16 protein-coding genes and 5 pseudogenes are annotated in these 23,458 nt (G+C 37.7%); 20 read left to right on the forward strand and 1 reads right to left on the reverse strand.

The window, feature by feature from the left end; genetic code table 11:
- The first annotated feature begins 16 nt into the window (after positions 1 to 16).
- The 7 genes and pseudogenes from CICURV3402_RS01845 (at position 17) to CICURV3402_RS01870 (ending at position 10,250) form a co-directional block, all read left to right on the forward strand.
- Positions 17 to 469, forward strand: a complete 453-nt coding sequence (locus CICURV3402_RS01845; protein WP_158379607.1) for a DNA polymerase III subunit chi — start codon at positions 17 to 19, stop codon at positions 467 to 469.
- Positions 470 to 476: 7 nt separating this feature from the next.
- Positions 477 to 3,395 carry a valine--tRNA ligase gene (locus CICURV3402_RS01850; RefSeq protein ID WP_158379608.1) on the forward strand — a complete coding sequence of 973 codons (2,919 nt, stop codon included), beginning with the start codon at positions 477 to 479 and terminating at the stop codon, positions 3,393 to 3,395.
- Positions 3,396 to 3,472: 77 nt separating this feature from the next.
- A complete protein-coding gene (locus CICURV3402_RS01855; protein ID WP_158379609.1) occupies positions 3,473 to 4,396 on the forward strand; it encodes an SPFH domain-containing protein in 924 nt (307 codons plus the stop codon).
- A 1,857-nt stretch (positions 4,397 to 6,253) separates the two neighbouring features.
- Entirely contained in the window at positions 6,254 to 6,379 is a 126-nt protein-coding gene (locus tag CICURV3402_RS07065; RefSeq protein ID WP_268904278.1) for a hypothetical protein, read from the forward strand.
- Between the two features lie 121 nt (positions 6,380 to 6,500).
- Positions 6,501 to 6,812 (forward strand): annotated as a pseudogene (locus CICURV3402_RS06390) (DUF481 domain-containing protein); the annotation flags it as partial.
- Positions 6,813 to 7,168: 356 nt separating this feature from the next.
- Complete coding sequence (gene tilS, locus CICURV3402_RS01865) at positions 7,169 to 8,533, forward strand: tRNA lysidine(34) synthetase TilS (RefSeq protein ID WP_158379610.1); 1,365 nt, start codon at positions 7,169 to 7,171, stop codon at positions 8,531 to 8,533.
- A gap of 100 nt (positions 8,534 to 8,633) precedes the next feature.
- On the forward strand, positions 8,634 to 10,250 hold the full coding sequence (locus CICURV3402_RS01870; RefSeq protein ID WP_158379611.1) for an NAD+ synthase: 1,617 nt from the start codon (positions 8,634 to 8,636) through the stop codon (positions 10,248 to 10,250).
- A gap of 1,070 nt (positions 10,251 to 11,320) precedes the next feature.
- On the opposite strand, the gene CICURV3402_RS01875 is transcribed toward CICURV3402_RS01870, so the two are convergent.
- A complete protein-coding gene (locus CICURV3402_RS01875; protein ID WP_187306893.1) occupies positions 11,321 to 11,461 on the reverse strand; it encodes a hypothetical protein in 141 nt (46 codons plus the stop codon).
- 316 nt (positions 11,462 to 11,777) lie between these two features.
- Between CICURV3402_RS01875 and queE the strand changes: the two are divergent.
- The 13 genes and pseudogenes from queE to CICURV3402_RS01945 all read left to right on the forward strand — a co-directional run bounded on the left by queE (position 11,778) and on the right by CICURV3402_RS01945 (position 23,171).
- Positions 11,778 to 12,409 (forward strand): annotated as a pseudogene (queE, locus tag CICURV3402_RS01880) (7-carboxy-7-deazaguanine synthase QueE).
- Between the two features lie 31 nt (positions 12,410 to 12,440).
- On the forward strand, positions 12,441 to 15,923 hold the full coding sequence (dnaE, locus tag CICURV3402_RS01885; RefSeq protein ID WP_158379612.1) for a DNA polymerase III subunit alpha: 3,483 nt from the start codon (positions 12,441 to 12,443) through the stop codon (positions 15,921 to 15,923).
- A gap of 12 nt (positions 15,924 to 15,935) precedes the next feature.
- Positions 15,936 to 16,901 carry an acetyl-CoA carboxylase carboxyl transferase subunit alpha gene (accA, locus tag CICURV3402_RS01890; protein ID WP_158379613.1) on the forward strand — a complete coding sequence of 322 codons (966 nt, stop codon included), beginning with the start codon at positions 15,936 to 15,938 and terminating at the stop codon, positions 16,899 to 16,901.
- A gap of 184 nt (positions 16,902 to 17,085) precedes the next feature.
- Positions 17,086 to 17,570 (forward strand): annotated as a pseudogene (locus CICURV3402_RS07070) (ferrochelatase).
- A gap of 50 nt (positions 17,571 to 17,620) precedes the next feature.
- The gene (locus CICURV3402_RS07075) at positions 17,621 to 17,869 is read left to right on the forward strand and encodes a ferrochelatase (protein ID WP_268904279.1); all 249 of its coding nucleotides are present in this window, start codon (positions 17,621 to 17,623) and stop codon (positions 17,867 to 17,869) included.
- Between the two features lie 862 nt (positions 17,870 to 18,731).
- Positions 18,732 to 18,965, forward strand: a complete 234-nt coding sequence (locus CICURV3402_RS01900; RefSeq protein ID WP_158379614.1) for a hypothetical protein — start codon at positions 18,732 to 18,734, stop codon at positions 18,963 to 18,965.
- A gap of 352 nt (positions 18,966 to 19,317) precedes the next feature.
- On the forward strand, positions 19,318 to 19,575 hold the full coding sequence (locus tag CICURV3402_RS01905) for a type II toxin-antitoxin system PemK/MazF family toxin (RefSeq protein ID WP_320410061.1): 258 nt from the start codon (positions 19,318 to 19,320) through the stop codon (positions 19,573 to 19,575).
- Between the two features lie 44 nt (positions 19,576 to 19,619).
- Positions 19,620 to 20,314 (forward strand): annotated as a pseudogene (locus CICURV3402_RS07490) (sugar phosphate nucleotidyltransferase).
- Positions 20,304 to 21,347 (forward strand): annotated as a pseudogene (gene rfbG, locus CICURV3402_RS06395) (CDP-glucose 4,6-dehydratase); the annotation flags it as partial. The pseudogenes CICURV3402_RS07490 and rfbG, both read left to right, overlap by 11 nt.
- Before the next feature lie 88 nt (positions 21,348 to 21,435).
- Positions 21,436 to 21,867: a dTDP-4-dehydrorhamnose 3,5-epimerase family protein gene (locus CICURV3402_RS01930; RefSeq protein ID WP_235667581.1), complete on the forward strand. Its 432-nt coding sequence runs from the start codon at positions 21,436 to 21,438 to the stop codon at positions 21,865 to 21,867.
- 573 nt (positions 21,868 to 22,440) lie between these two features.
- Positions 22,441 to 22,641, forward strand: a complete 201-nt coding sequence (locus tag CICURV3402_RS01935; RefSeq protein ID WP_158379616.1) for a hypothetical protein — start codon at positions 22,441 to 22,443, stop codon at positions 22,639 to 22,641.
- Positions 22,642 to 22,663: 22 nt separating this feature from the next.
- Positions 22,664 to 22,825 carry a hypothetical protein gene (locus CICURV3402_RS01940; RefSeq protein WP_187306894.1) on the forward strand — a complete coding sequence of 54 codons (162 nt, stop codon included), beginning with the start codon at positions 22,664 to 22,666 and terminating at the stop codon, positions 22,823 to 22,825.
- Between the two features lie 76 nt (positions 22,826 to 22,901).
- The gene (locus tag CICURV3402_RS01945) at positions 22,902 to 23,171 is read left to right on the forward strand and encodes a hypothetical protein (protein WP_158379617.1); all 270 of its coding nucleotides are present in this window, start codon (positions 22,902 to 22,904) and stop codon (positions 23,169 to 23,171) included.
- The last annotated feature ends 287 nt before the right edge of the window (positions 23,172 to 23,458 follow it).

Consider the following 23,458-nt stretch of genomic DNA (forward strand, 5'->3'; position numbering starts at 1 on the left):
AGATGATGTCATGTACATGAAACGCGCCACTTTTTACCTGATAGAGCACGGTGCTCAGATCTATGGATTGTCTCCAGAAGAAATCTTAACCTGTGAATTTTCTGCCCAACATTGGAGGGTAGGCAAAAAAATACAAATTCTCTGTGAAGAAAAAGCCCAAGCGGCACGATTAGATGACGCCTTGTGGCTTTATCCTTCTTATACTTTTATTCCCCATCATCTTTCAGGAGAAGGCCCGAAGCAGGGCGCAACTGTGGAAATGATTTGGCCCGACTGCCTATCTCATCATTCTGCTGATCTGTTGATCAATCTGCTATCAGAATGTATCGATTTTGTAGACCGCTTTACTGAAATCATTGATTTTGTACCCTATAAAACGACCTTAAAACAATTGGCAAGAGCGCGATACGCTTATTATCGCCAACTCGGTTTTAATTTAATCACCACTAGCCATCCATTGAGTAAATAAAAATATCATGAAAAATCGCACCTGCTCTCTTGATAAAACCTATGATCCTGAATCGATTGAACAGCCGCTTTATGAGTACTGGGAAAAAAAAGGCTATTTTAAACCTAGCAATAGAACTGATCAGGAGCAATTTTGCATCATGATCCCGCCTCCAAATGTGACAGGCAGCCTGCATATGGGACATGCTTTTCAACAAACTATCATGGATATTTTAATTCGTTATCAACGGATGAAAGGCAAAAATACCCTATGGCAGGTCGGTACAGATCACGCTGGCATCGCAACTCAAATGGTGGTGGAGCGTAAAATAGCCTCAGAAGAAGGGAAAACCCGTCACGATTATGGCAGAGAAGCGTTCATTCAAAAAATTTGGGATTGGAAAGCCGAATCAGGATGCAAGATCACCCGTCAAATGCGCCGTTTAGGTAATTCTGTTGATTGGGAAAGAGAGCGTTTCACCATGGACGAAGATCTCTCGCTCGCAGTGAAAGAAGCCTTTGTGCGTTTATATCAAGAAGATCTGATTTATCGGGGTAAACGCTTAGTGAATTGGGACCCAAAACTTCGCACGGCCATTTCTGATTTAGAGGTAGAAAACCGCGAATCTCAAGGATCTATGTGGTATTTGCGTTATCCGTTAGCGGATGGCATGACCACAAAAGAAGGAAAAAATTATCTGGTGGTAGCCACTACCCGTCCGGAAACAATGCTAGGGGATACAGGCGTTGCCGTTAACCATAAAGATCCCCGTTACAAAGACCTGATTGGAAAAAAAGTAATTTTACCGCTAGTAGAACGCGCTATTCCAATTGTCGGCGATTCACATGCAGATCAAGAGAAAGGAACAGGCTGTGTCAAAATCACTCCGGCACATGATTTTAATGATTACAAGGTGGGGAAACGCCATGGATTACCTATGATCAACATTTTGACCCTTGAAGGCTATATTCGTCATCAACCTGACATTTTTGACAGTCAGGGTGAACCTATGGCTATGGATTCAGCCGTCATTCCTGAGTCCTTTCAAGGGCTAGAGCGTTTTGCCGCACGTAAAGCGGTGATTGCTGATTTTAAAAAATCAGGGTTACTGGAAGACATCAAACCACATGATCTCACCGTGCCTTACGGAGATCGCAGTCAGGTGGTGATCGAGCCCATGCTGACCGATCAATGGTATGTGCGAGCTGCTCCTTTAGCCAAGAAGGCGATTGAAGCCGTCGAAAAAGGCGAGATTGAATTTGTACCAAAACAGTACAAAAACATGTATTATTCCTGGATGCGAAACATTCAGGATTGGTGTATTTCTCGTCAGCTTTGGTGGGGGCATCGTATTCCAGCCTGGTATGATGAACAAGGGAAACTGTACGTCGGACGTGATGAAGCAGAAGTCAGGCGTGAGTATCATTTTCCTGATGAGCTGCTGCTACGCCAAGATGAAGATGTGCTAGATACCTGGTTTTCTTCTGGATTATGGACTTTTTCAACCCTGGGTTGGCCAAACAATACGCAAGCACTTTACACTTTTCATCCAACTAGCGTAATCGTTAGCGGATTTGATATTATTTTTTTCTGGATTGCACGCATGATCATGCTGACGATGCATTTTGTGAAAGATAAAAATCATCAGCCTGAAATACCTTTCAAAACAGTTTATATGACGGGTCTCATCCGAGATGAAGAAGGACAGAAAATGTCAAAATCAAAAGGGAATGTGATCGATCCCTTGGATATGATCGACGGAATTTCTTTGACGGACCTGATAAAAAAACGCACAGATAACATGATGCAGCCCCAGCTTGCAGAAAAAATTCGTCAACGGACTGCAAAACAGTTTCCCAACGGGATCCCACCCCACGGAACAGATGCATTACGTTTTACCTTAACGGCTTTAGCATCGACGGGACGTGATATTCATTGGGATATGAAGCGTTTAACGGGCTATCGAAACTTTTGTAATAAACTATGGAATTCCAGCCGTTTTGTCTTGATGAATACACAGGGTCAAGACAGTGGTCAAAATGGGGGCGCTCAGAGTCTGTCATTGCCTGACAAATGGATTCTGTCTACCTTTCAGAACAGCATTCAATCTTATCGTGATGTTTTAGATCAATATCGTTTTGATTTAGCCGCGCATATTTTGTATGAATTTACTTGGAACCAATTTTGCGATTGGTACCTGGAGCTCAGTAAACCGATTCTCAATCAAACGCCGGATACCCCAGAGAAAGAAGCGCAATCAAGGGGTACGCGTCATACGCTTATCACTATTCTCGAAGCATTGTTGCGCTTAGCGCATCCTATCATTCCCTATATCACTGAGACACTTTGGCAAGAAATTAAAATACTTCAAACGCCATCTGAAGCGGATCAGGCTAAAACCATTATGCTTGAGAGTTTTCCGGAATATGACGACTCTCAAATAGATGAAAATGCTTTCTCTGAGTTAGAGTGGATTAAAAAAATGACGATCGCGATACGCAATGTGCGAGCAGAAATCAACCTACCTTTGAATAAAAAAATCGATATAGAGCTATTCACAACATCTAACACTATTAAAAACACGCTGTTTAAAAACCTGGATCTGATTCAATCGATTGCTCATCTTTCTTCGATCAGGGTTTTTGATAAATCAGAAAAAGCCCCTTATTTTGTGATTACCAGGTTGATAGAAGACGCTGAGATCAGAATCACTCTTCCAGAATCGTTTGATAAAGCAGCAGAACAAATGCGTTTAAAAAATGACCTGATAAAAATTGAAAAACAAATTGCTCTACTTCAAGAAAAACTGGAGAAAGTTCATTTTACAGAGCGGGCGCCGCAATGGATTGTAGGTAAAGAAAAGGACAAGTTAGCTCAATTAATGGCAGAAAGGCAAAAACTGTTGGAAAGATCTCAGTTGTATAAGATTAAAACTGAGTCAAACTGATTTTTTAAGTATTGTTTAAACGATTAGAGTATATTCCTCATACCAATTTATTTTTTATTTATCATCAGGAAATACATATGTTGATTTTAATTCCCATTCTTATTCTTCTTGCGTTAGTGATTGTTTCCTCATCGGTCAAAATTGTCCCTCAAGGCTTTCAATGGACGGTAGAACGTTTTGGGCGCTATACTCGCACGCTGATGCCTGGCTTAAATATCATCATTCCCTTTGTGGATCGAATAGGCCGCAAAATTAATATGATGGAACAGGTGATTGATATCCCTTCGCAAGAAGTCATTTCACGGGATAACGCGAATGTGGCGATCGATGCCGTGTGCTTTATTCAAGTAATGGATCCGGTCAAAGCCGCGTATGAAGTGAGTAACCTCGAACTGGCGATCGTGAATTTAACCATGACCAATTTTCGTACTGTCTTGGGCTCTATGGAGCTCGATGAAATTCTTTCTCAACGCGATAATATCAACAGCAGTTTATTGCACATCGTCGATGAGGCAACGAATCCTTGGGGTGTTAAGATCACGCGTATTGAAATTCGGGATGTGCGTCCTCCTGCTGAATTGGTCTCCGCGATGAATGCTCAGATGAAAGCAGAAAGAACCAAGCGGGCAGATATTCTAGAAGCTGAAGGGGTAAGACAAGCCGCGATTTTACGTGCAGAGGGTGAAAAACAATCCCAAATTTTGAAAGCAGAAGGGGAGCGGCAATCTGCTTTTTTACAAGCAGAAGCGAGAGAAAGAGCGGCAGAAGCGGAAGCACAAGCCACTAAAATGGTGTCTGAAGCCATCGCTGCCGGAGACATCCAGGCGATTAATTATTTTGTCGCACAAAAGTATACGGATGCACTACAAAATATCGGCGCCGCTAATAACAGTAAGGTGATTATGATGCCTTTAGAGGCCAGTAATATAATGGGCGCAATTGGGGGAATCAGCGAACTGATTGCCCAAAGCAAACAGGATAGGGAGAAAAAATCACGGTAATAGAAAAAATAGCAACGAATCCCCCAAAGTTTCGGTGATCGGCGGGGTTCTTTGAGTCCAGAGAATAAAACGTGTTTTTATCCCTATTCTCTACAATGAGCGTTTTTTGAAAGTTTTTCTTTTGTAATTCTTTACATTCCTGCTATAACCTTTTAACTCATTATTGAATAAGTTTTATTATAAAGTTAACAAGAGAAGATAAAAATATCATGAAAATAAGTATATTACGTAATGTTTTAAACCAGGAATGAGCGAGGAAAAGATTAAATAAGTACTCCAGTAAACTCCAGAGTAATCTCACAGAGGTGAATAATAACCTAGACAAAGTGAAACAAAAAGCAGCACGGCTTGGTGAAGAAGTTAAATATATAATCAAGCAGTGGTCAGAAAAACACAAAGCGGCTAAAAACAAACTCTAGAAAAAATTAATAAAACTGAAAAGAGATCAGGGATGTTGGAAAGAAAATATGAGAAAATATAAAAAACCAAAAGTAACGCGGTATCTAAGATAGAAGAACTACAGAATTAGTCTCAATTTATTGAGACCAAAAATTCTAGTTTAGAACCGAAGACTGGTACATCAGATAATGATGTTTCTAGCAGAAACTGTCGCCGAGATAAATGAAAGTTCATGAGGAAATACAATAGAGACAACACAAGAAATGCGGGTCTGAGAAGTAAGAGATATAAAAATATCAAAGCAGTATTAGAGGGTGAAAATCCTACTCATGAGGACATATATCATGTGTAATTATCTATAACAAAGAAGAACGATAAATTTACAGGTGTAAATGCCAGGTCAATTAATAAATTCAATTCATTAAGAGCTGAAATTAGCGAATACTAAAAATGCTCTCGGAGAGAATAATTTCATCTAATTTCATGAGAAATTAACTTCTGTTAAAAAAAGAATTTAATAACTAAAATAACTGAATTAAAATCGAAAAACCCGGTTCTGAAAAATCGTTGAAATCAATGTAATTATTAGAAAATAGACCAAATATCTATCAGAACAATAAAATTTAAAAAACCATGGAGATTCAAAAGATTTGAACAAGGTTCGAAACATGCTTTAAAAGCAAATACATAAAATCCAGTTAAACAATCAACACTCTTACTATGGTTTCTAAGAAAAATATTGATAATAATAACGAATTCAATTCGGCTTCTCAATAATCATTTCTTTTTGATAAACAAAAAGAAGACTTAAAAAGAACGTCAGTAAATTTAAAACAGAATCTTCATGACGTAAGCCATAAACTTAAACAGGATATACCATAAAATTTGCCAAAGTAATCCGGCTCCCGGTGACTTATAGGTCGGTTTTTTAAAACAGGCTTAATAAGACGAACAATAAGCCATACAAAATCAAACATCGCACTCAGACACACCCCATCATTCCTCCTGATGCCAAAAATCATATTACACGAAAGTCAATCTACCTCAAAATACATATTAATGCCTTCTTCTTACCAGATGACAAACATACCTTTGCACACATGACCCGAAACACCATAAAACGAATGCACTGAAACCAAGTTCATTTTGGTGAAAATAAATAGACTGTATATCAAAACAGCGGCAAAAAAATCATAAAAAATGGCAGGATATCATTTTTTGACTATCATTATTTTTGATAAAATGCCGCAGTTACTTAAATTTTATTCATACATTTTTCAAACAATACGGAAAGAATCAAATAGCAGTCGCTGTTTGTGTTTTTAAATTTCATTATTTATTCATTACTAACGTATTAGGTATATTAATGAAAAAATTTAAAAAACTCTCTGAACTGATTCTTATTTTAATACGCTCTTTTTATCTTAGACCGCATTTGCGGATGGCATTTTTACCTCTATGGATGATCCTGCAACTGCAAAAAAACCTTTTGAAGCGACCGCTTCAGCGGATTTTTTAGCTCAAACGGGTCATCACAAAAATTCTTCGCTCTCAGTAGCAGCCAATATAACTTGGTTCAAATAGTCTATGTCATACAGATTTTTTGGGTAGCGCGGCCAATCATTCTTCTTAAGATCAACGCTCCTCAGAAGAAACTTATCTAATGAAAGCATGTGCTCGTTACAATTGAACGCCTGAACATTATTTATGTAGTCAGACGATCTGGTTAAATGATCGATTTAATTTGTATAAATGTCGCTCAATTTTTACCTTAGGTTATGGTCAGCAAATTTTGAGGGGTCCTATTCATCCGTTGCGAGCAGAAATCGGTCCTACCGTTCTTTATGATCCATATTCTGCAGGACGGAATAAAAAGAATTTGAGGCTCTATGGTGGTTTAGGATATCCATGGCAAATAACACAAACGAGTCAATGCATTCAAGCTCTGTCTATCTTTCTGGGTGAGAATACGACGATCACCTCCAAAACTAGTTTGCAATTGGCGATCAACGAATAATTATCATTAAAACTATCTTATAACGTCAATTGGAATAACCATACATTCCTCTGATCCTAAAAAATAGACACTAAAACCTCTATTTTGCTTTATTATAGCCTATAGTCACGTGCGTAGCTCCCGGGCGATCAACTGATCTGCTGGTTTAACTTTTATAGTGTCTACAGAGGATGATAAAACGTAATCTCATCGCAGCCCCTCTCTTTCTATTTTTTTAGAAGCTTACGTTGTATATAATCACACTGTCACCTGTGAGGTTAAATAGACGAATTTTCACAGGTTTCATCAATATATTTTTGCCCAGAATTAGTACAAAATTGCTATATTATGACACTATATTTTCAAATTTATAAAAAATGGCTTCTTTTTCTTTAACTATCTTGCTGCAAAATCTTGAAAAACACCATAAATTTTTAGTGGCTTTTAGTGGCGGACTTGATTCCACCGTCTTATTGCATGGCCTGCTGAGTTTGCGTGATCAAAATCATCTTAAATTGAACATCAGAGCCATTCATACCCACGAAAAATTAATTCATCGCCAAGAAAATTGGGCTAAAGATGCCGATCAGCGATTAAGCCATTGCCAGAGTCAATGCGAGCAATGGAAGGTGCCCTTAGAAGTAGTCAAAATGGAGGTAGATCCGAGAGGAAAAGGGATTGAAGCCGCTGCCAGAACAGTACGTTATCAGATTTTTTTAAACGCATTAAAAAAAGATGAAGTCTTGTTGACCGGACATCATCAAAATGATCAGTGTGAGACCGTCTTGCTCGCCTTAAAACGAGGCAGCGGTCCCGCTGGTTTATCTGGGATGCCCCTCGCCATGCCTTTAGGTCAAAGCCAATTGTTACGACCCCAACTTTCATTTTCAAGACATAGTTTACAACTTTACGCCATAGAAAAAGGCATTTTATGGATGGAAGACAAGGACAATCAAAATGATCGCTTTGATCGTAATTTTTTGCGTCGGCACATTTTACCTTTATTAACCGGGCGTTGGCCTTATTTTCTTGAATGCACCTCCAGAAGCGCAGCCCTATGTGCAGAGCAGGAAACATTACTCGACGAATTACTTTCTGAACAACTATGTCAATTACAATCTCAAGCAGGAACGCTTTCCATTACGGGATTGGCTGCCTGTTCTGAAGTGAAACGCAACGCTTTATTACGCCGTTGGTTAGATACTAAAAAAGTTCTTATGCCTTCACGAGATCAATTAACCCGGCTCTGGAAAGAAGTGGCTTTGGCAAAATCGGATGCTCAGCCTTATTTGCAATGCGGGGAATATCAAATTCGACGATTCCGCGAGCATCTTTATTTATTAAAATCAAACAATCAATCTCAATCATGCCCCTCGATTTTTTCTATGAAATGGCCTTTCACGCCTGAGAGCGAGAACACACTCGTATTACCAGATCATTTAGGAGAACTAAAATGCACTCCTTATAGAAGCGAAGGTCAAGTAATACGAGTACCTAAAAAAAATGAAGTGATCAGCATTCGTTTTCGATTAACCGGAAACATCAAAATACTAGGCCGAGACAGATCACGACATAGCAAAAAATTATGGCAAGAACTTGGGATACCACCATGGGAAAGAAAACGGATCCCTTTGTTGTACTTCAACGAAACACTGATCGCTGCCGCCGAAGTTTTCGTAACTCAAAAAGGAGAAGCAAAACAAGGAGAGCCCCACTGTTATTTAGAGTGGGTAAAATCATGAGGGCGATTAACTATCTTTATTCTCATGCGCCCCGAATTTTATAAACCATGATCGTGCTATTCACTCAACACGAATTATTTTAAAGAGCCATACAACTGATATGAGTAAATCAATTTCCATCGCTTTAGCACAGCTCAATTTTTGCGTGGGCGACATCAAAGGCAACACGGAGCTTATATTAAATGTCTTGCAAGAACAAAAAAATCAAGCAGATTTAGTGCTATTTAGCGAGCTCGCCTTGTCAGGGTACCCCCCGGAAGATTGGTTATTCCGTGATGATTTTTACCATTCCTGTGAAACTCAATTATTGCGTTTGCAAAAAGCATCACACGAGGTATCATTTTTGTTAGGGCATCCTTTTCGAGAAAAAGGTCGACTGCATAATGCGTTGTCTGTTTTTTCTGAGGGGAAACTCTTAGCGCGCTATTATAAACAATACCTTCCAAATCACGGTGTATTTGATGAAGCACGTTATTTTAGCGCAGGAAAAACAACTCAGATACTGGCATTTAAAGGCTACCGTCTAGGCCTGCTAATTTGTGAAGATCTTTGGCATGCAGGCCCTGTGGATTCTGCTAAAGCAGCTGGGGCGGAAATATTGTTATCTATTAATGCCTCTCCCTATGATCAAAAAAAATATCAAAAACGTCAAAATATGCTATCACAACATTGTCTTCGTACTGATTTGCCATTGATCTATCTCAATCAGGTAGGGGGGCAAGACGAACTGATTTTTGATGGGCGTTCTCAAGTATTGAATAAAACAGGCGAAACAGTGCTTGAATTGCCCGCTTTTTCTGAAAAAACATTTTTATGCGAATGGAAAGCAAATCAGATAAAAACAAAATCACTAAAGATCAATCCGCATGAGCCTTTTTCTGAAGAATATCAAGCCTTAGTGATGGCGCTGCGCGATTATGTGAAAAAAAATGGGTTTCAAGGTGTTTTGATGGGTTTATCTGGTGGCATAGACTCCGCACTGACATTGGCTATCGCTGTAGACGCCTTAGGGAAAAGCAAGGTACGAGTCTATATGATGCCGTCACGTTATACTCTAAGAGACAGTGTGATATATGCTCAAACTCAAGCCAAAAATTTAGGCGTCACATTTGAAATATTGTCTATCGAACCGATTTTTGAGGCGTTTTTATCAAGCCTCAAAGGACTTCTTAAAGAAGATCTCAAAGACATCACGCAAGAAAACTTACAGGCACGTTGCAGGGGTATGTTGCTGATGGGTTTATCCAATCAGCTCGGTGAGCTTGTGCTCACCACAAGCAATAAAAGTGAAACGGCAGTCGGTTATTCGACACTTTATGGAGATATGGCAGGGGGCTTTAATGTGCTGAAAGACGTCCCGAAAACCTGGGTATTTTCTTTAGCAAAATACCGCAATACCCTGTCTGAGGTGATTCCAAAAAAAGTGATCTTAAGACCTCCTTCTGCGGAGCTTAAAGCCAATCAGCTTGATACGGACAGCTTAACGCCCTACGCCATACTTGATGCGATTCTGGAAGGCTATGTTGAGCAAGATCGATCCGTCGTATCTCTGATAGAAGAAGGATTTGAAGAAGAGGTAGTTCGGCATGTGATTTCATTAGTGGATCGCAACGAATATAAAAGACGTCAATCTCCTGTGGGCCCACGAATCACCGCTCGAAATTTCTCCAAAGATAGGCGTTATCCTATTACCTCTGGTTTTTCACATAATAAATAAGCGCGTTCTTTAAAATCAACTTACTGCTAGCTGATGAATACGAACACGCATTATCTGTCTTCAGGATGAGGCTCTAACCAGCATCCCTAAATAGGTAAGCTCTCTAAATATATTTTAAATTATTCAATGAAAAATAAAAATGATATAAATATCGTATTAGCGTATTAGCGTATTAGCGTATTAGCGTATTAGAAAGGTAAAATTAATCATCACTTACATCCTTGTTCAAAAGATTTGAGAGAAATAAAAATTTCATATCAAAAAATAACGCATCTACAAGCACAAGAAATAATACGAAGTATTATAAGACTCAAATAACTTGCCGGTAAGTTTTATCAATTAATTTATTAAAAAATGATTGATAAATTGATTACAGTAAAACAAAATAAAAAATTATATGAAGGAGTTGCTAAAAAATGAAATGAAATCCTTCACTATTGAAAAAGAAATTGATTCTGTACAGAAAATAACATTCCTGCATCTTAGAGAAGATGGATTATTGAAAATAGCAAAAAAATAAAAATAGTGTAGACCCAAATTCAGAATTTATACACATTTTTAAAAAATAGAAACAAAGTCTCCTTCAAAAGAAGGAGATCTCATCAATAAAGACGGTACTGTAAAAAATCTCTCTTTATTCTAATTTATTTATAACCAAAAAATATTAAGATATTAAAGGTTTTTTTTCAAAAAAGTAAAAATTTTACGATAGAAAAATTTTACCATCATAATGATTTAATTGAAAATATTCAAGAAATTAAAAATAAATTAAACTATTTTAACACATCGCAATTTAATTTAAGAGAAATTAAATCAATATTTTCGAAAATTAATTTAACAGGAATTAATCAATAAAATTTTGACAATAAAAAACATTTTAAGCGATTAGTTTTTGGTGAACAATAACCTAAACTATTATATTACAGGGCCAACTCTTATTGTTTATTTTTAGGATATGTTTCCGAATGTTATAGATGCACTATTTGATGATACAAAAAATATGGTTGAAGAACATAAGGAAGAATTTTTAAAAAATACAAAAAATTTATGATAAAGCATAGTAAACCCCTTTAAAAATTGGCTTGAAACGCATTCAAATGAAGGATTTCACGCTTTTTTATAACCAACACCAACAAAAAAGGATGCTGAAGACTCATCTGATGAAGTAACTGCACCGTCTGAAGATGTGTTAAAGCCTGAAGTTGATTCATCGTTTCCACAGGGGCTAACTCGCATCAAAATGAGGCTGGGCTGTTAAAACAGGGGATGAGTCAATTTCTATCCAATAATGGAACTCATTTTACGAAAAATCCTACTTTGCACTCTGACATCATGCTCACTGTGTTCAGTAACGCTTCCTGAAAATACTTTTAATACGCTTATCAGAAGGTGTTTTTTGAGTACCGTCGGATCTTTCAAAGATTCTCTTATTGAAGTATGATCATCAAAATCGTGTCTCCCTCATTAAAATTTCTTTTCCAGAATTCAATCCTGCAAATTATTTAGCCATACTAAATAAAAGCTCTGATGTCAAATGATCTTATAAGTTCTAATGACGAGAGAAATTCATGCTTTACCCTATGTCAGACGTTCCAAGGAGAAGGGCATTTTACGGACACTCCCGCCATTTTTATTCGTTTGCAAGGTTGCCATGTGGGTCGTAGTGGGGAGACACTAAACACACTTGAGAGAAAAAACGAGCAGCAACAGAAGCTATTAGCCGTCATTCGTATACAAGGATATCAAACTTCTCAAGTTGTGATCACAAGAGGTGAACCCTATCTCTATGATTTAAAACCTTTAACACAACTGTTAGAACAAAAAGGCTATTTTCCAAATTGAAACTAGCGGCACTCATCTCGTATACTGCACCCCTCTTGCTGAGTGAAGGTTTCCTTGAAAATCAATATACGAGGAAGATTTAAAATACAGCATCAGGCTTTGTAGAGAGCGGTTGAATTAAAGCATGTGGTTTCTCGAAAGCGTGACATTGAAACATTGGATGCTTTAATCGTCAATTTAAAAGATCGTAAAAAAAGAATCATCAGTTTACAACCGGTTAGCCAAAAAAGTCAGCGACTCAACTTTGTATTGACACCTGTATCGAGCGTAATTGGCGCTTATCCCTACAAATGCATAAATATTTAGGTATTAAATAGACCTTTTTAATTTTATTGAGATCAAGTTGAGATGACCGATCCTCGTTTTATACATTTGAGTGTGCACAGCGATTACTCCATGATAGATGGATTAACTAAGATTAATCCTTTGGTGCAAAAAGCAGCAACGTTCGGTATGCCTGCACTTGCCCTCACCGATTTTAGTAATTTTTGTGGTTTGATTAAATTTTATGGGGCTGCCCATAAAATAGGTATTAAACCTATTATTGGCGCGGATTTTTATGTTCAAAGCTCTGCCATGGAGAATACTTTTACTCATCTCACCCTATTGGCTCGCAATAAAAAGGGTTATCACAATATCACGCTGTTAATATCTGCGGCCTATCAACGAGGATATGGCTCTCTCGGGCCGATGATTGACCGCCATTGGCTTATCAAACACAAAGAAGGGCTAATTCTGCTTTCAGGAGCAAAAATGGGCGATCTTGGGCAATTCATTCTCAGAAAAAATCAAAGTCAGATAGATCAATGCCTCCATTTTTATCAAACACATTTTCCTGATAACTATTATATTGAGCTAACTCGTACCGGGCGCACAGACGAAGAATCTTATCTGCATTCTGCAATCAACATTGCAGAAAAACATGCCATACCTCTTGTCGCTACGAATCATGTTCGTTTTATGGATCCCTCTGATTTTGATGCACATGAAATTCGAGTGGCTATTAATGCGGGCTTTAGTTTAGATGATCCTAAACGCCTGCAAAATTATAGCCCACAACAATTTATGCGCTCTGAACAAGACATGTGTGAACTCTTTTCAGATATCCCAGAAGCTTTAACAAACAGTGTTGAAATCGCAAAACGCTGTAATCTTAATCTTCGTTTAGGGGAATATTTCTTCCCAAAATACCCAACAGGAAAGATAAGCACAGAGGATTTTTTGATCTCGCGATCTCAAGAAGGACTGGAAAAACGCTTATATTTTCTTTTCTCTGATCCTGAAATACGCAAACAAAAACGCGGTGCCTACGATCAGCGTTTAGCGTTGGAACTTCAAGTCATCAATGAAATGGGCTTCCCCGGGTATTTTTTGATTGTGATGGAATTTATTCAATGGGCAAAAAACAATCACATTCCTGTTGGCCCAGGCCGAGGCTCTGGAGCTGGCTCTTTAGTTGCCTATGCGCTGCAAATTACAGATATTGATCCCATTGAATTCGATTTGATTTTTGAACGTTTTTTAAATCCTGAACGTATTTCTTTGCCTGATTTTGATGTGGATTTTTGCATGGAAAAACGGGATGCGGTGATAGAACATGTCACGGACATGTACGGACGAGAATCCGTTTCACAGATTATCACTTTTGGTACCATGGCTGCCAAAGCGGCAATACGTGATGTGGGGAGAGTGCTCGGCCATCCATACAGTTTCGTTGACAGGATCGCAAAACTAATCCCTTTAGATCTCGGGATGACGTTAGAAAAAGCGTTTATAGCAGAGCCTGAATTAACAAAAGCATATGAAGCGGATGAAGAAGTTCGAAGTTTGCTAGATATGGCGCGTAAGCTAGAAGGTGTCACTCGTAATGCGGGTAAACACGCAGGAGGTGTAGTGATCGCGCCGACAAAAATGACTGATTTTACCCCTTTATATTTCGATTCTCAAGGCCAAAATCCGGTGACGCAATTTGATAAAAATGACATCGAATATGTGGGATTGGTGAAGTTCGATTTTCTCGGTTTACGTACTTTGACTGTGATCCACAAAGCCGTTGAGATGATTAATCAACACAGCACCATTCAAGGCGCACAGCCTATTGAGATCTCTTTGATTCCACTCAACGATCCAAAAAGCTTTGAGGTGCTACAGCGATCTGAAACGACCGCCATCTTTCAGCTTGAATCCAAAGGCATGAAAGATTTAATAAAACGCTTAAAGCCTGACTGTTTTGAGGACATCATCGCGCTAGTCGCTTTATTTCGTCCAGGCCCATTACAATCGGGCATGGTAGATAATTTTATTGATCGCAAACAGAGGCGTGAAGCTATTTCTTATCCTGATATTGAGCGGCAACATCCTTGCTTACAGCCCGTCTTAGAACCCACGTACGGCATTATTTTATATCAAGAGCAAGTCATGCAAATTGCTCAGGTGCTTTCAGGTTATTCTCTAGGGGAAGCGGATATACTCAGGCGTGCCATGGGCAAAAAAGACCCTGTTGAGATGGCAAAACAGCGATCTATTTTTGAAAATGGGGCTAAAGAAAAGGGGATTGATGGCCAATTGGCTATGAAAATTTTTGATTTGGTTGAAAAATTTGCCGGCTATGGGTTTAACAAATCACATTCTGCTGCTTATGCTTTATTGTCATATCAAACACTGTGGCTTAAAACACATTATCCCGCTGAATTTATGGCAGCTGTGATGACAGCAGATATGGATAATACGGATAAAATCGTCGTGCTGGCGGATGAATGCGCCCGCATGGGGCTTAAAATGTTACCGCCAGATATTAACAGTGGATTTTATCACTTTCATGTGAACGCCCAGGGGGAAATTATCTACGGGATGGGCGCCATTAAAGGGGTCGGAGAAGGTGCAATAGCAGGTATCTTAGAAACACGTGATAAAGGAGGAGAGTTTAAAGATTTATTTGATTTCTGCGCGCGGACAGCCACTAAAAAATTAAATCGTCGGGTATTGGAAAAATTAATTTTCTCGGGGGCTCTGGATAGATTAGGCCCGCATAGAGCGGCATTAATGCACGCTTTACAAAACGCAATCAAAGCCGCAGAACAACATGCTAAAGCCGAATTGATTGGGCAATCAGATATGTTTGGTGTGCTTACCCAAGATCCAAAAAAAATAGAGCAATCCTACGCACAAGTACCGCCATGGCAACAGCAAATGGTTCTGGATAGAGAACGTGAAACCTTAGGGCTCTACTTAACGGGGCATCCTATTACTCAGTATTTAAAAGAAATTCGTTACTATGTAGGATTAAATCGTTTACAAGATCTTTCCCCAACTCCAAAGGGTAAAAATATCACTGTGGCAGGATTTGTGGTCTCAGCAAAGGTGATGACTACAAAACGAGGTGCGCGAATTGGTATATGTAAGCTTGATGATCGTTCGGCACATTTGGATATCATGTTGTTTAATGATGCATTCGAAAAATATCAGCATTTATTACAAAAAGACCTTATTCTAATTGCTAAAGGCCAGATCAGTTTTGATGATTTTAATAATGGACTAAAAATGATCGCCCACAAACTGATGGACATCAGTGAAGCCCGTGAAAAACACGTACGGGCGCTTGCGATTTCAGTTAACCATACACAGGTAAATAAAGTATTTTTTGATAAACTTCGTGACATTTTAGAACCTTTTCGTTCAGGAAATGTCAAAATACATTTTTATTATCAAGGAAAAAATGCCTCTGCTAAATTACGTTTTGGTACTAATTGGCATATCATACCGACCAACCGCTTATTGATTGATTTACGTAATTTAATCGGTCATCAGCAGGTACAACTAGAATTTGACTAAAACGAGAATATAATGAGTTTAAATTTAAATTTTCTTGATTTTGAGCAGCCTATTGTAGAGCTAGAAGCAAAAATCGATTCTTTAACCGTCATCAACCGTCAAGAAAAACCCATCAATATTGATCTAGATGAAGAGATTCAAAAATTGCGTGATAAAAGTATTCAGCTCACGCATAAAATTTTTTCTCATCTTTCTGCTTGGCAAATTGCTCAATTGGCTCGTCATCCGAATCGCCCTTATACGCTTGATTATATTGAGCATATTTTTACGGATTTTGAAGAATTAGCGGGAGATCGTCATTATGGTGATGATAAAGCGATTGTGGGCGGCATTGCGCGCCTGAATCAAAAGCCCGTCATGGTGATAGGTCATCAGAAAGGGAGAGAAACCAAAGAAAAAATTCGACGTAATTTTGGGATGCCTTCTCCTGAAGGATATCGCAAAGCGTTGCGCTTGATGCAAATGGCCGAGCGTTTTAGATTGCCACTGTTGACCTTTATCGATACGCCTGGAGCGTACCCAGGTGTTGGTGCCGAACAAAGGGGCCAGTCTGAAGCCATCGCGCGAAATTTACGTGAAATGTCACGTTTGAAAACGCCTATTATTTGCACGATTATTGGTGAAGGAGGATCTGGCGGTGCTTTGGCAATTGCTGTTGGTGATGTCGTGAACATGTTGCAGTACAGTACTTATTCTGTGATTTCGCCTGAAGGCTGTGCGTCTATTTTATGGAAAAGCGCCGATAAAGCCTCAGTTGCAGCAGAAAGGATGGGGATCACCGCGCGGCGCCTCAAAGAATTAAAAATGATTGATACCGTGCTCCCTGAACCTTTGGGAAGTGCACACCGCGATCCTAAAGCAATGTCGGAGTCACTTAAAGAGAGATTGATCAAAGATCTGGAATATTTGAAGAGGTTTGATTCTTTGAAATTGCTTAATAGAAGATATAAAAAATTAATGAGTTACGGGTATTGCTAAAAACCTATCTCTCAGCTAAAAGATAACTTCTTTAGCTAGCTGACCTCGTGCATAGCCCCCCGTCTTTTTTGATCACTATTGTTGCAATCACGTATGACGATAGATGGTATGCCCATGAAATGTAGGCAACTAGTTCATATCATGAGGAAAATAGGTGGTAAAAAGTAAACTGGGCGTACTTTTAGTGAATTTAGGCACTCTAGATACCCCTACTATTCCTGCTATTAGATGCTATCTTAAACAATTTTTTAGTGATCGAAGGGTAATAAATACTTTCCCTATTTTATGGTCTCCATTTTTCAGCCCAGCGTTTTACCCTTTCGTTCTAGACAAGTCGTTAAACTATATCAATCCATATGGACGACTGAAGGTTCTTCATTATTGGTTTATAGCTGTCGCCAGCAAAAAGCATTGGCAACACGCTTACCAGATACCCCCCTAGAATTAGTGATGAGCTATGGCTCTCCTTCTTTAGATGACGGGATTAACCAATTCATCACTCAATGGATTACAAAACTAGTGGTATTGCCGCTTTATCTACAATATTTCACGACTACCTGTGATTCTGTTTTGAATGCGGTGTCTGGCATTTTAAAAAATATCGATATTCACCCTCAAGTTACTTTATTCATAATTATGCTTACCACTCTCCTAATATTAATGCACTAAAACAAAGTATCGCACGTTATTCTGAAAAATATAGCCAACCAGATAAATGATTGCTTTCTTTTCATGGTATTCATCAATGTTATGTCCGCTTAACGGATGATTATCTAAAGCGCTATGAAGACACATATCGTGCACTCAGCACAGCTTTAGCGTTCCACAACAACAAAATTATGATGACCTATCAGTCCCGTTTTATCTGGGAGTTATGGTTAACGCCCTACACTGATAAAGCATTAAAAATGCTTACCAGCTCAGAGCATCAAACATATTCACGTACTCTGCCATGGGTTTTCCTGTGATTGTTTATAAACATTAACAGTTACACCCTCGCTACATTGGTCAATTATAGCTAAGGGCAGTAGCGTATTTAAAGAGATCTAATGAAACCTGAGTCTTTTAAAATCTATTAATACCACCGTTTTCTGAAGAGGGTTGGTAAGATTATCGGGCTTAACAAAACACATCATCATATCATAGCGGCTATTATCGGTTTAAATGCACAGCGTGATGCTTTTTTTATTTCGCCTTTGTATCAAGGAGAATTTTTGTTATCGCTGATAACGATGATTTGTATTGCCTACTTTTATAACTATCATCACGTTTTATTCTTGTCTTATAGTATGGGTGTCATAGAGACGTTTTTATACCTCTTAAGCAGAGCATGGCGTTTTGTCCTCCTGCTCAGCAACCCTTTTCATCTATGGTTCTCCAATCACTGGTGTTAGAACCTGGTCTACTTGTTTTACAAGGCACATAATATTTTTATACTTTCACTGATCAGTTATTTGTTTCATTTTTAACGGTCGGCATGGACTAAGCTTCATTTTATGCGACGATCATCACCGATTTACTCCCTAGTCTGATCGGATCAGACAATACTTTTATCACTCTGATCGCCGAGCAATCAGACAAAAAAGAACGAGTCAAAAAATAGATGATTTGTTATCGCTGGTTACTTACTTATGTTTTGGCAACGCTATTAATTATAGTGGCGGGAAAAACCATGGTGAGAGCTCTATTAGAGCGGGGATTATTTACGGTTGCAGAAACTTAAAGTATTTCGATTGCTTTAATGGCTTATAGTGGTGTAATTTTACCTGTTTTTCTTAACAAACCATTCGCTCAAGTTTTTCCAGTAGAACGTGAAATTCTCTTAATGTTATGGCGCACGCTGTTAAGCCTTATTACCAATGTGATTCTGAAGAGTATTTTTCTTTTCATCTTTCATGGGGGATGATTGGCATTTCGCTTTCTATCTCGATCAGTTACTGGGTTATGGTGCTTGCGAGCTTACAGGGATTAAGGGAAATAGGGTATGAATTCGATCTTCTACGTACTCTTAAGTGGTCCATCTGGCTGCTATTATTTTTAGCGTTCGCTTATTTTGGGTATTAATCGATACCTAAATATTTTACTCACGCTATTTTTGTATTAATCACCTGTGCTTTATTGATTAGCATAGTATTGGTTTTAGCGGGTTTGATGTATAGAGGGACGGAAAAAATATTCATAAAAGCTTGCATAAAAAGAAGCTTGTTTATCCTCATGTTATGAATAATTCATTTGATGATGGTTAGAAGAGATAGCCGCTGATGTCTTACGAGAGGCAGACGCAATAGAATAGTGTAATAGGTTAAACAGAGATATCGATGAAGCGCGCGGTGATATTTAGTGGGTTGAATTTGAGCCTGCTGCGTGAGCAAGGACTCCGCAAATCGTCATTTATCGCGTGTGTTAGTAGTGCCAGATTACCAGCAATGTAGATCGAATTTACCCAAGAGAAACCATAATACAAATGTCTGAAAAAGAAAGTAAAACTATGACTAATCAAATTATGGCAGCCGATAAATCAAGACTCAAAAATTTACTTGGCTCATTATCTAAAAAAGACATGTTGGCTGTTGAAATGCCATTAAGACACGCCTTGCTCTCCCGTTATAGAAAACCTCTATTTTATCTCTACCCCGTATCTTCTTCTATATATTTCCACAACCTGGTAACGTAATATAAATAATCCTTTAAAAATTGACTAATTAACCAGAGATGAAAATGAAAGAAGTAATTCTGTCGGGTGAATTAGAAACGCGCCTCAGTGAAGAGGCGGGCATAAAGCCTAACCCGATTGTAGAAATAGGCACTACGCCTATGCTCTAGCATATTATGAAACCGTATTCTTATGATGCATTCATAATTTTATTATCTGTTGTGGTTATAAAGACTATCTCATTAAAGAATATTTTGAGAATTACTTTCTCCATATGTCTGATATCAGCTTCTCAATGAGTGAGAACAGGGTAGATGCCGTAGAAAATACCATGACGTGGAAGGGGATTCTTATGGTGATGGTCTTACGAGATTAATATCAAAGCATTAATTCATTTCCATAAAAATTATCATCAACAAGCGACATTGACGGCCACTTTTACACCCAGACGTTTTGGAGAATTAGATATTAGAGAAGAAAAAATCTATCGCTTTTAAGAAAAACTGAAAGGAGATGGGGCGATGATCAATAGGGGATATTTTGTTCTCTCTCCCAAAATTTTCGATCTCATTCAAAGTGACTCATCAATTTATGAACAGAATCCTCTATGACTCTCTCCTCAAACGGCGCATTAATGGCCTATGAACATACTAACTTTTAGCAATCCATGGATACCTTGCGTGATAAAACCTATCTGCAATGGCTTTGGAAGAGCGAGAAAGAGCCCTGGACAGTATGGAAATATACAAATAACCGATAAAAAATTTTGGAATGTAAAACGGATTTTTATTACTGGAAATACTAGATTTACAGGAGGTTGGTTAAGCCTTTTGCTGCACAATATGGGTGTAGAGGAGGTCAATGGTTATACTTTGGCCGCCCCTGCTGAGTCAGCTTTATTTCATATCGCAGATATAGTAGAAAAGATGACCTCTGAACTCGGTAATATTCGTGACTATTAAAAAATATCACCCTCACTTCTTCAATTTAACCCTAATATTGTTTTTTATCTCCCTGCTCAACCTTTAGTAAGTCACTCTTATCCTGAATCCTATTGCCACTTAAGAAACGAATGTCATGGGTATGCTTTATCTTCTAGAAGCGGTTCGACAGTTGGATAGCATCAAAGCAGTGATCAATATTATCAGTGACAAATGTTATGAAAAAAGAATTGGTATGGGGCCTATCACGAAAATGAGCCGATTGGCGGTCTTGATCATTATTCAAACAGAAAAGGATGTTTAGAGTTGGTGACGGCTGCTTATCGTCACTCTTTTTTTAATTCCAAGAAAGGCATCTTAGCAATCGTGACAGCGCGCGCAGGGAATGTGATTGGGGGTGGTTATTAGGCGCAGGATCGTATCGTACCGGAGATTTTTCTCGCGTTTTCTAGTGATAAACTTCTCATAATCCGTCATCCTCATGCCATTCGCCATTGGCAGCATGTGCTCGAGCTTTTGTTAGGCTACCTTTAGTGGCTGAAAAACTCTATCAAGAAGGAGAAAAATATGCTCAAACGTGGAATTTTGGTCCGCTTGAATCTGATGCCATGACCGTAAAAAATGGAATCGCTCTGGGCTGGTAAGGCGCGTTGACAAATAGATAATAGCGAGCACCCTCACGAAGCGCACTACCTTAAACTTAATTTTTAGAAAGTAAAAATGTAATTGGGTTGGCAACCAGGTTGGAACCTTGATACGACATTAAATCGTATCGTAAAATGGTATCAAGCATGGCTAAAAAGAAAAGATATGTGGGATAAAACGATCAATGAAATTGATGATTATATAAATTATAAATTATCCATAATTAAATGGGGAATATCTGATGATATTGTGAATCAATTTAACGCATATTTTATGCGTAACATATTAAATATCTATGAATATAACTGAATTAAAAATTAAAGGCTGCTATTTAATTGAATCTGTTCCGTTTCAAGATAAGAGAGGACACTTCATAAAAACCTATCATGAAGAGAATTTTAATCATGCAGGCCTAACTTTGTCTACTGCTGCAGAGTTTCATACTGTCTCAAAAAAAGATATTATTCGTGGAATGTATTTTCAGGTTTATCCTGCATCACATGATAAATTAGTTTATTCTCCTATGGGAGAAGTGTTAAACGTTTTACTGGATCTTAGGGAAGCTTCAAAAAACTATGGTCATTTTATGAGTTTTATATTAAATCCCAGCAGTGGAAAAAGTCTTCATGTAGAGAAAAGTATCGATCACGGGTATCTTTGCCTAAAAGATAATAGTGTCATGAAATATAAAACGACTTCTTTTTATTCACCTGCTCATGATACATGAGATTAAATAGGATTTATTTTGTTTTAAATGACCAGTAGATAATCTGATTCTTTCTGAAAGAGATCAACAGCTCAGTCATTTTAATTCCTTCAAACCTATTTTTAGAAAATATCTTTAATATAAAAATATTAATGACTAGTATTACAGGGTATATAGATCGAATTTTGCTAATTATCTTTCTATTTCTCAAGATCTCTCTATTTATAATCTTTTTCTCTCTGACATAGTGGATCTAGATATTCAGTTTCTACTCTCTTCAGCAATTTTATTTTCGTTACATGAACAATCCTTATCTGACATCATAAAACTGGTAACCCCCGATATTGTGATATATTTAGCATTATGTTTTTTATCGTATCATCAATTTCAGGATATCGATAAACTAATAAACAGTTAACGGGAGTGAAAAAATAATTAATGAGGGCACTTTGCTGCATCTTGTCACTCGGAATCATTTAACCCTATTAATCTTTATGCAGTAAACAAACAGGCATTCAAAGACATTCTGAAATGTTATGTTAAAGCTGAAAATGTTTCTACTATTAACATGATACGTTTGATACCTACGGTACAGTGAATAAACGTAATCAATTAATTTCATTATTGAATAAAGCTGCAAAAAGTAAGACATTATTAGATTTGTCGCCTGGTGATCAGATAATCGATCTTGTTTATATTGATGATGTTTACGGGGCATTTCAGCTTTCTTTAAGTGAAATCCAAAAAATTAATTCTGGTGAGATAGAAAATTATTCGGTGATAAACAATAAATAAAGAGTTACTTTAAAAAAGTTAATTGAAATACCAAAAGAGCAATAATATAAAACTTAATATTAATTGGGGAGCAAAAGATTATAGAAAACGTGAAGTGATGAAACCTTTCTCTCATATGCCTCCTGTTCCCGGTTATCAAACCAAATTTGATTTACGAACGGGTTTAAAGATGTCTCTTATTTAGATAATAACCTCTTATATACAATGAGATTATAACTACCACCTTCCTTATTTCTAAAAAATCAAGAAAAAATAAAAGAATGATTAATATTGAAGGTTTTCGTTTTGATCATGCGGTTCACCTCAGTTTTTCTACCGAAACTAAAGTCAGGATAATTTTTGATAAAACTCCCTATATTAAACATCTTCCTCATGCACTCAATTTTAAACACGATAGATGGCTTAAGCATTTAGTACAAAAAACCTTTATCTTTAAAAGCTCAAGAGACAGTCTGTTTAATAGAATCTTTTTAAAACGCTATAATTTTGCAGAACCTGATAATTATGCATCTTGGTTAATTCATCAATAGTGAGTTGAAATATCCACCTCTACCAAATTCGTTATACGCGTAAATATTGGGCAATATGAGGTGAATTATCAACAAGTTTGATTCATACACGTATTCGCCCTGCAAATTTATCAGAAATATTATATGGCGCTTTCACTTTGCAAACACCCAATACTGATTATACAAAGTAAATGCGATACCCCAAAAATGGGCTATCATTCTTTTATTCAACCTTTACTTGATGATTCTGATATTCATTTAAATCACAAAGCTACTACTATAAAATTAGAAAAAAGAAATTATTTTTG

Source organism: Candidatus Williamhamiltonella defendens (genome assembly GCF_900699045.1).
Lineage (GTDB): Bacteria > Pseudomonadota > Gammaproteobacteria > Enterobacterales > Enterobacteriaceae > Hamiltonella > Hamiltonella defensa_A.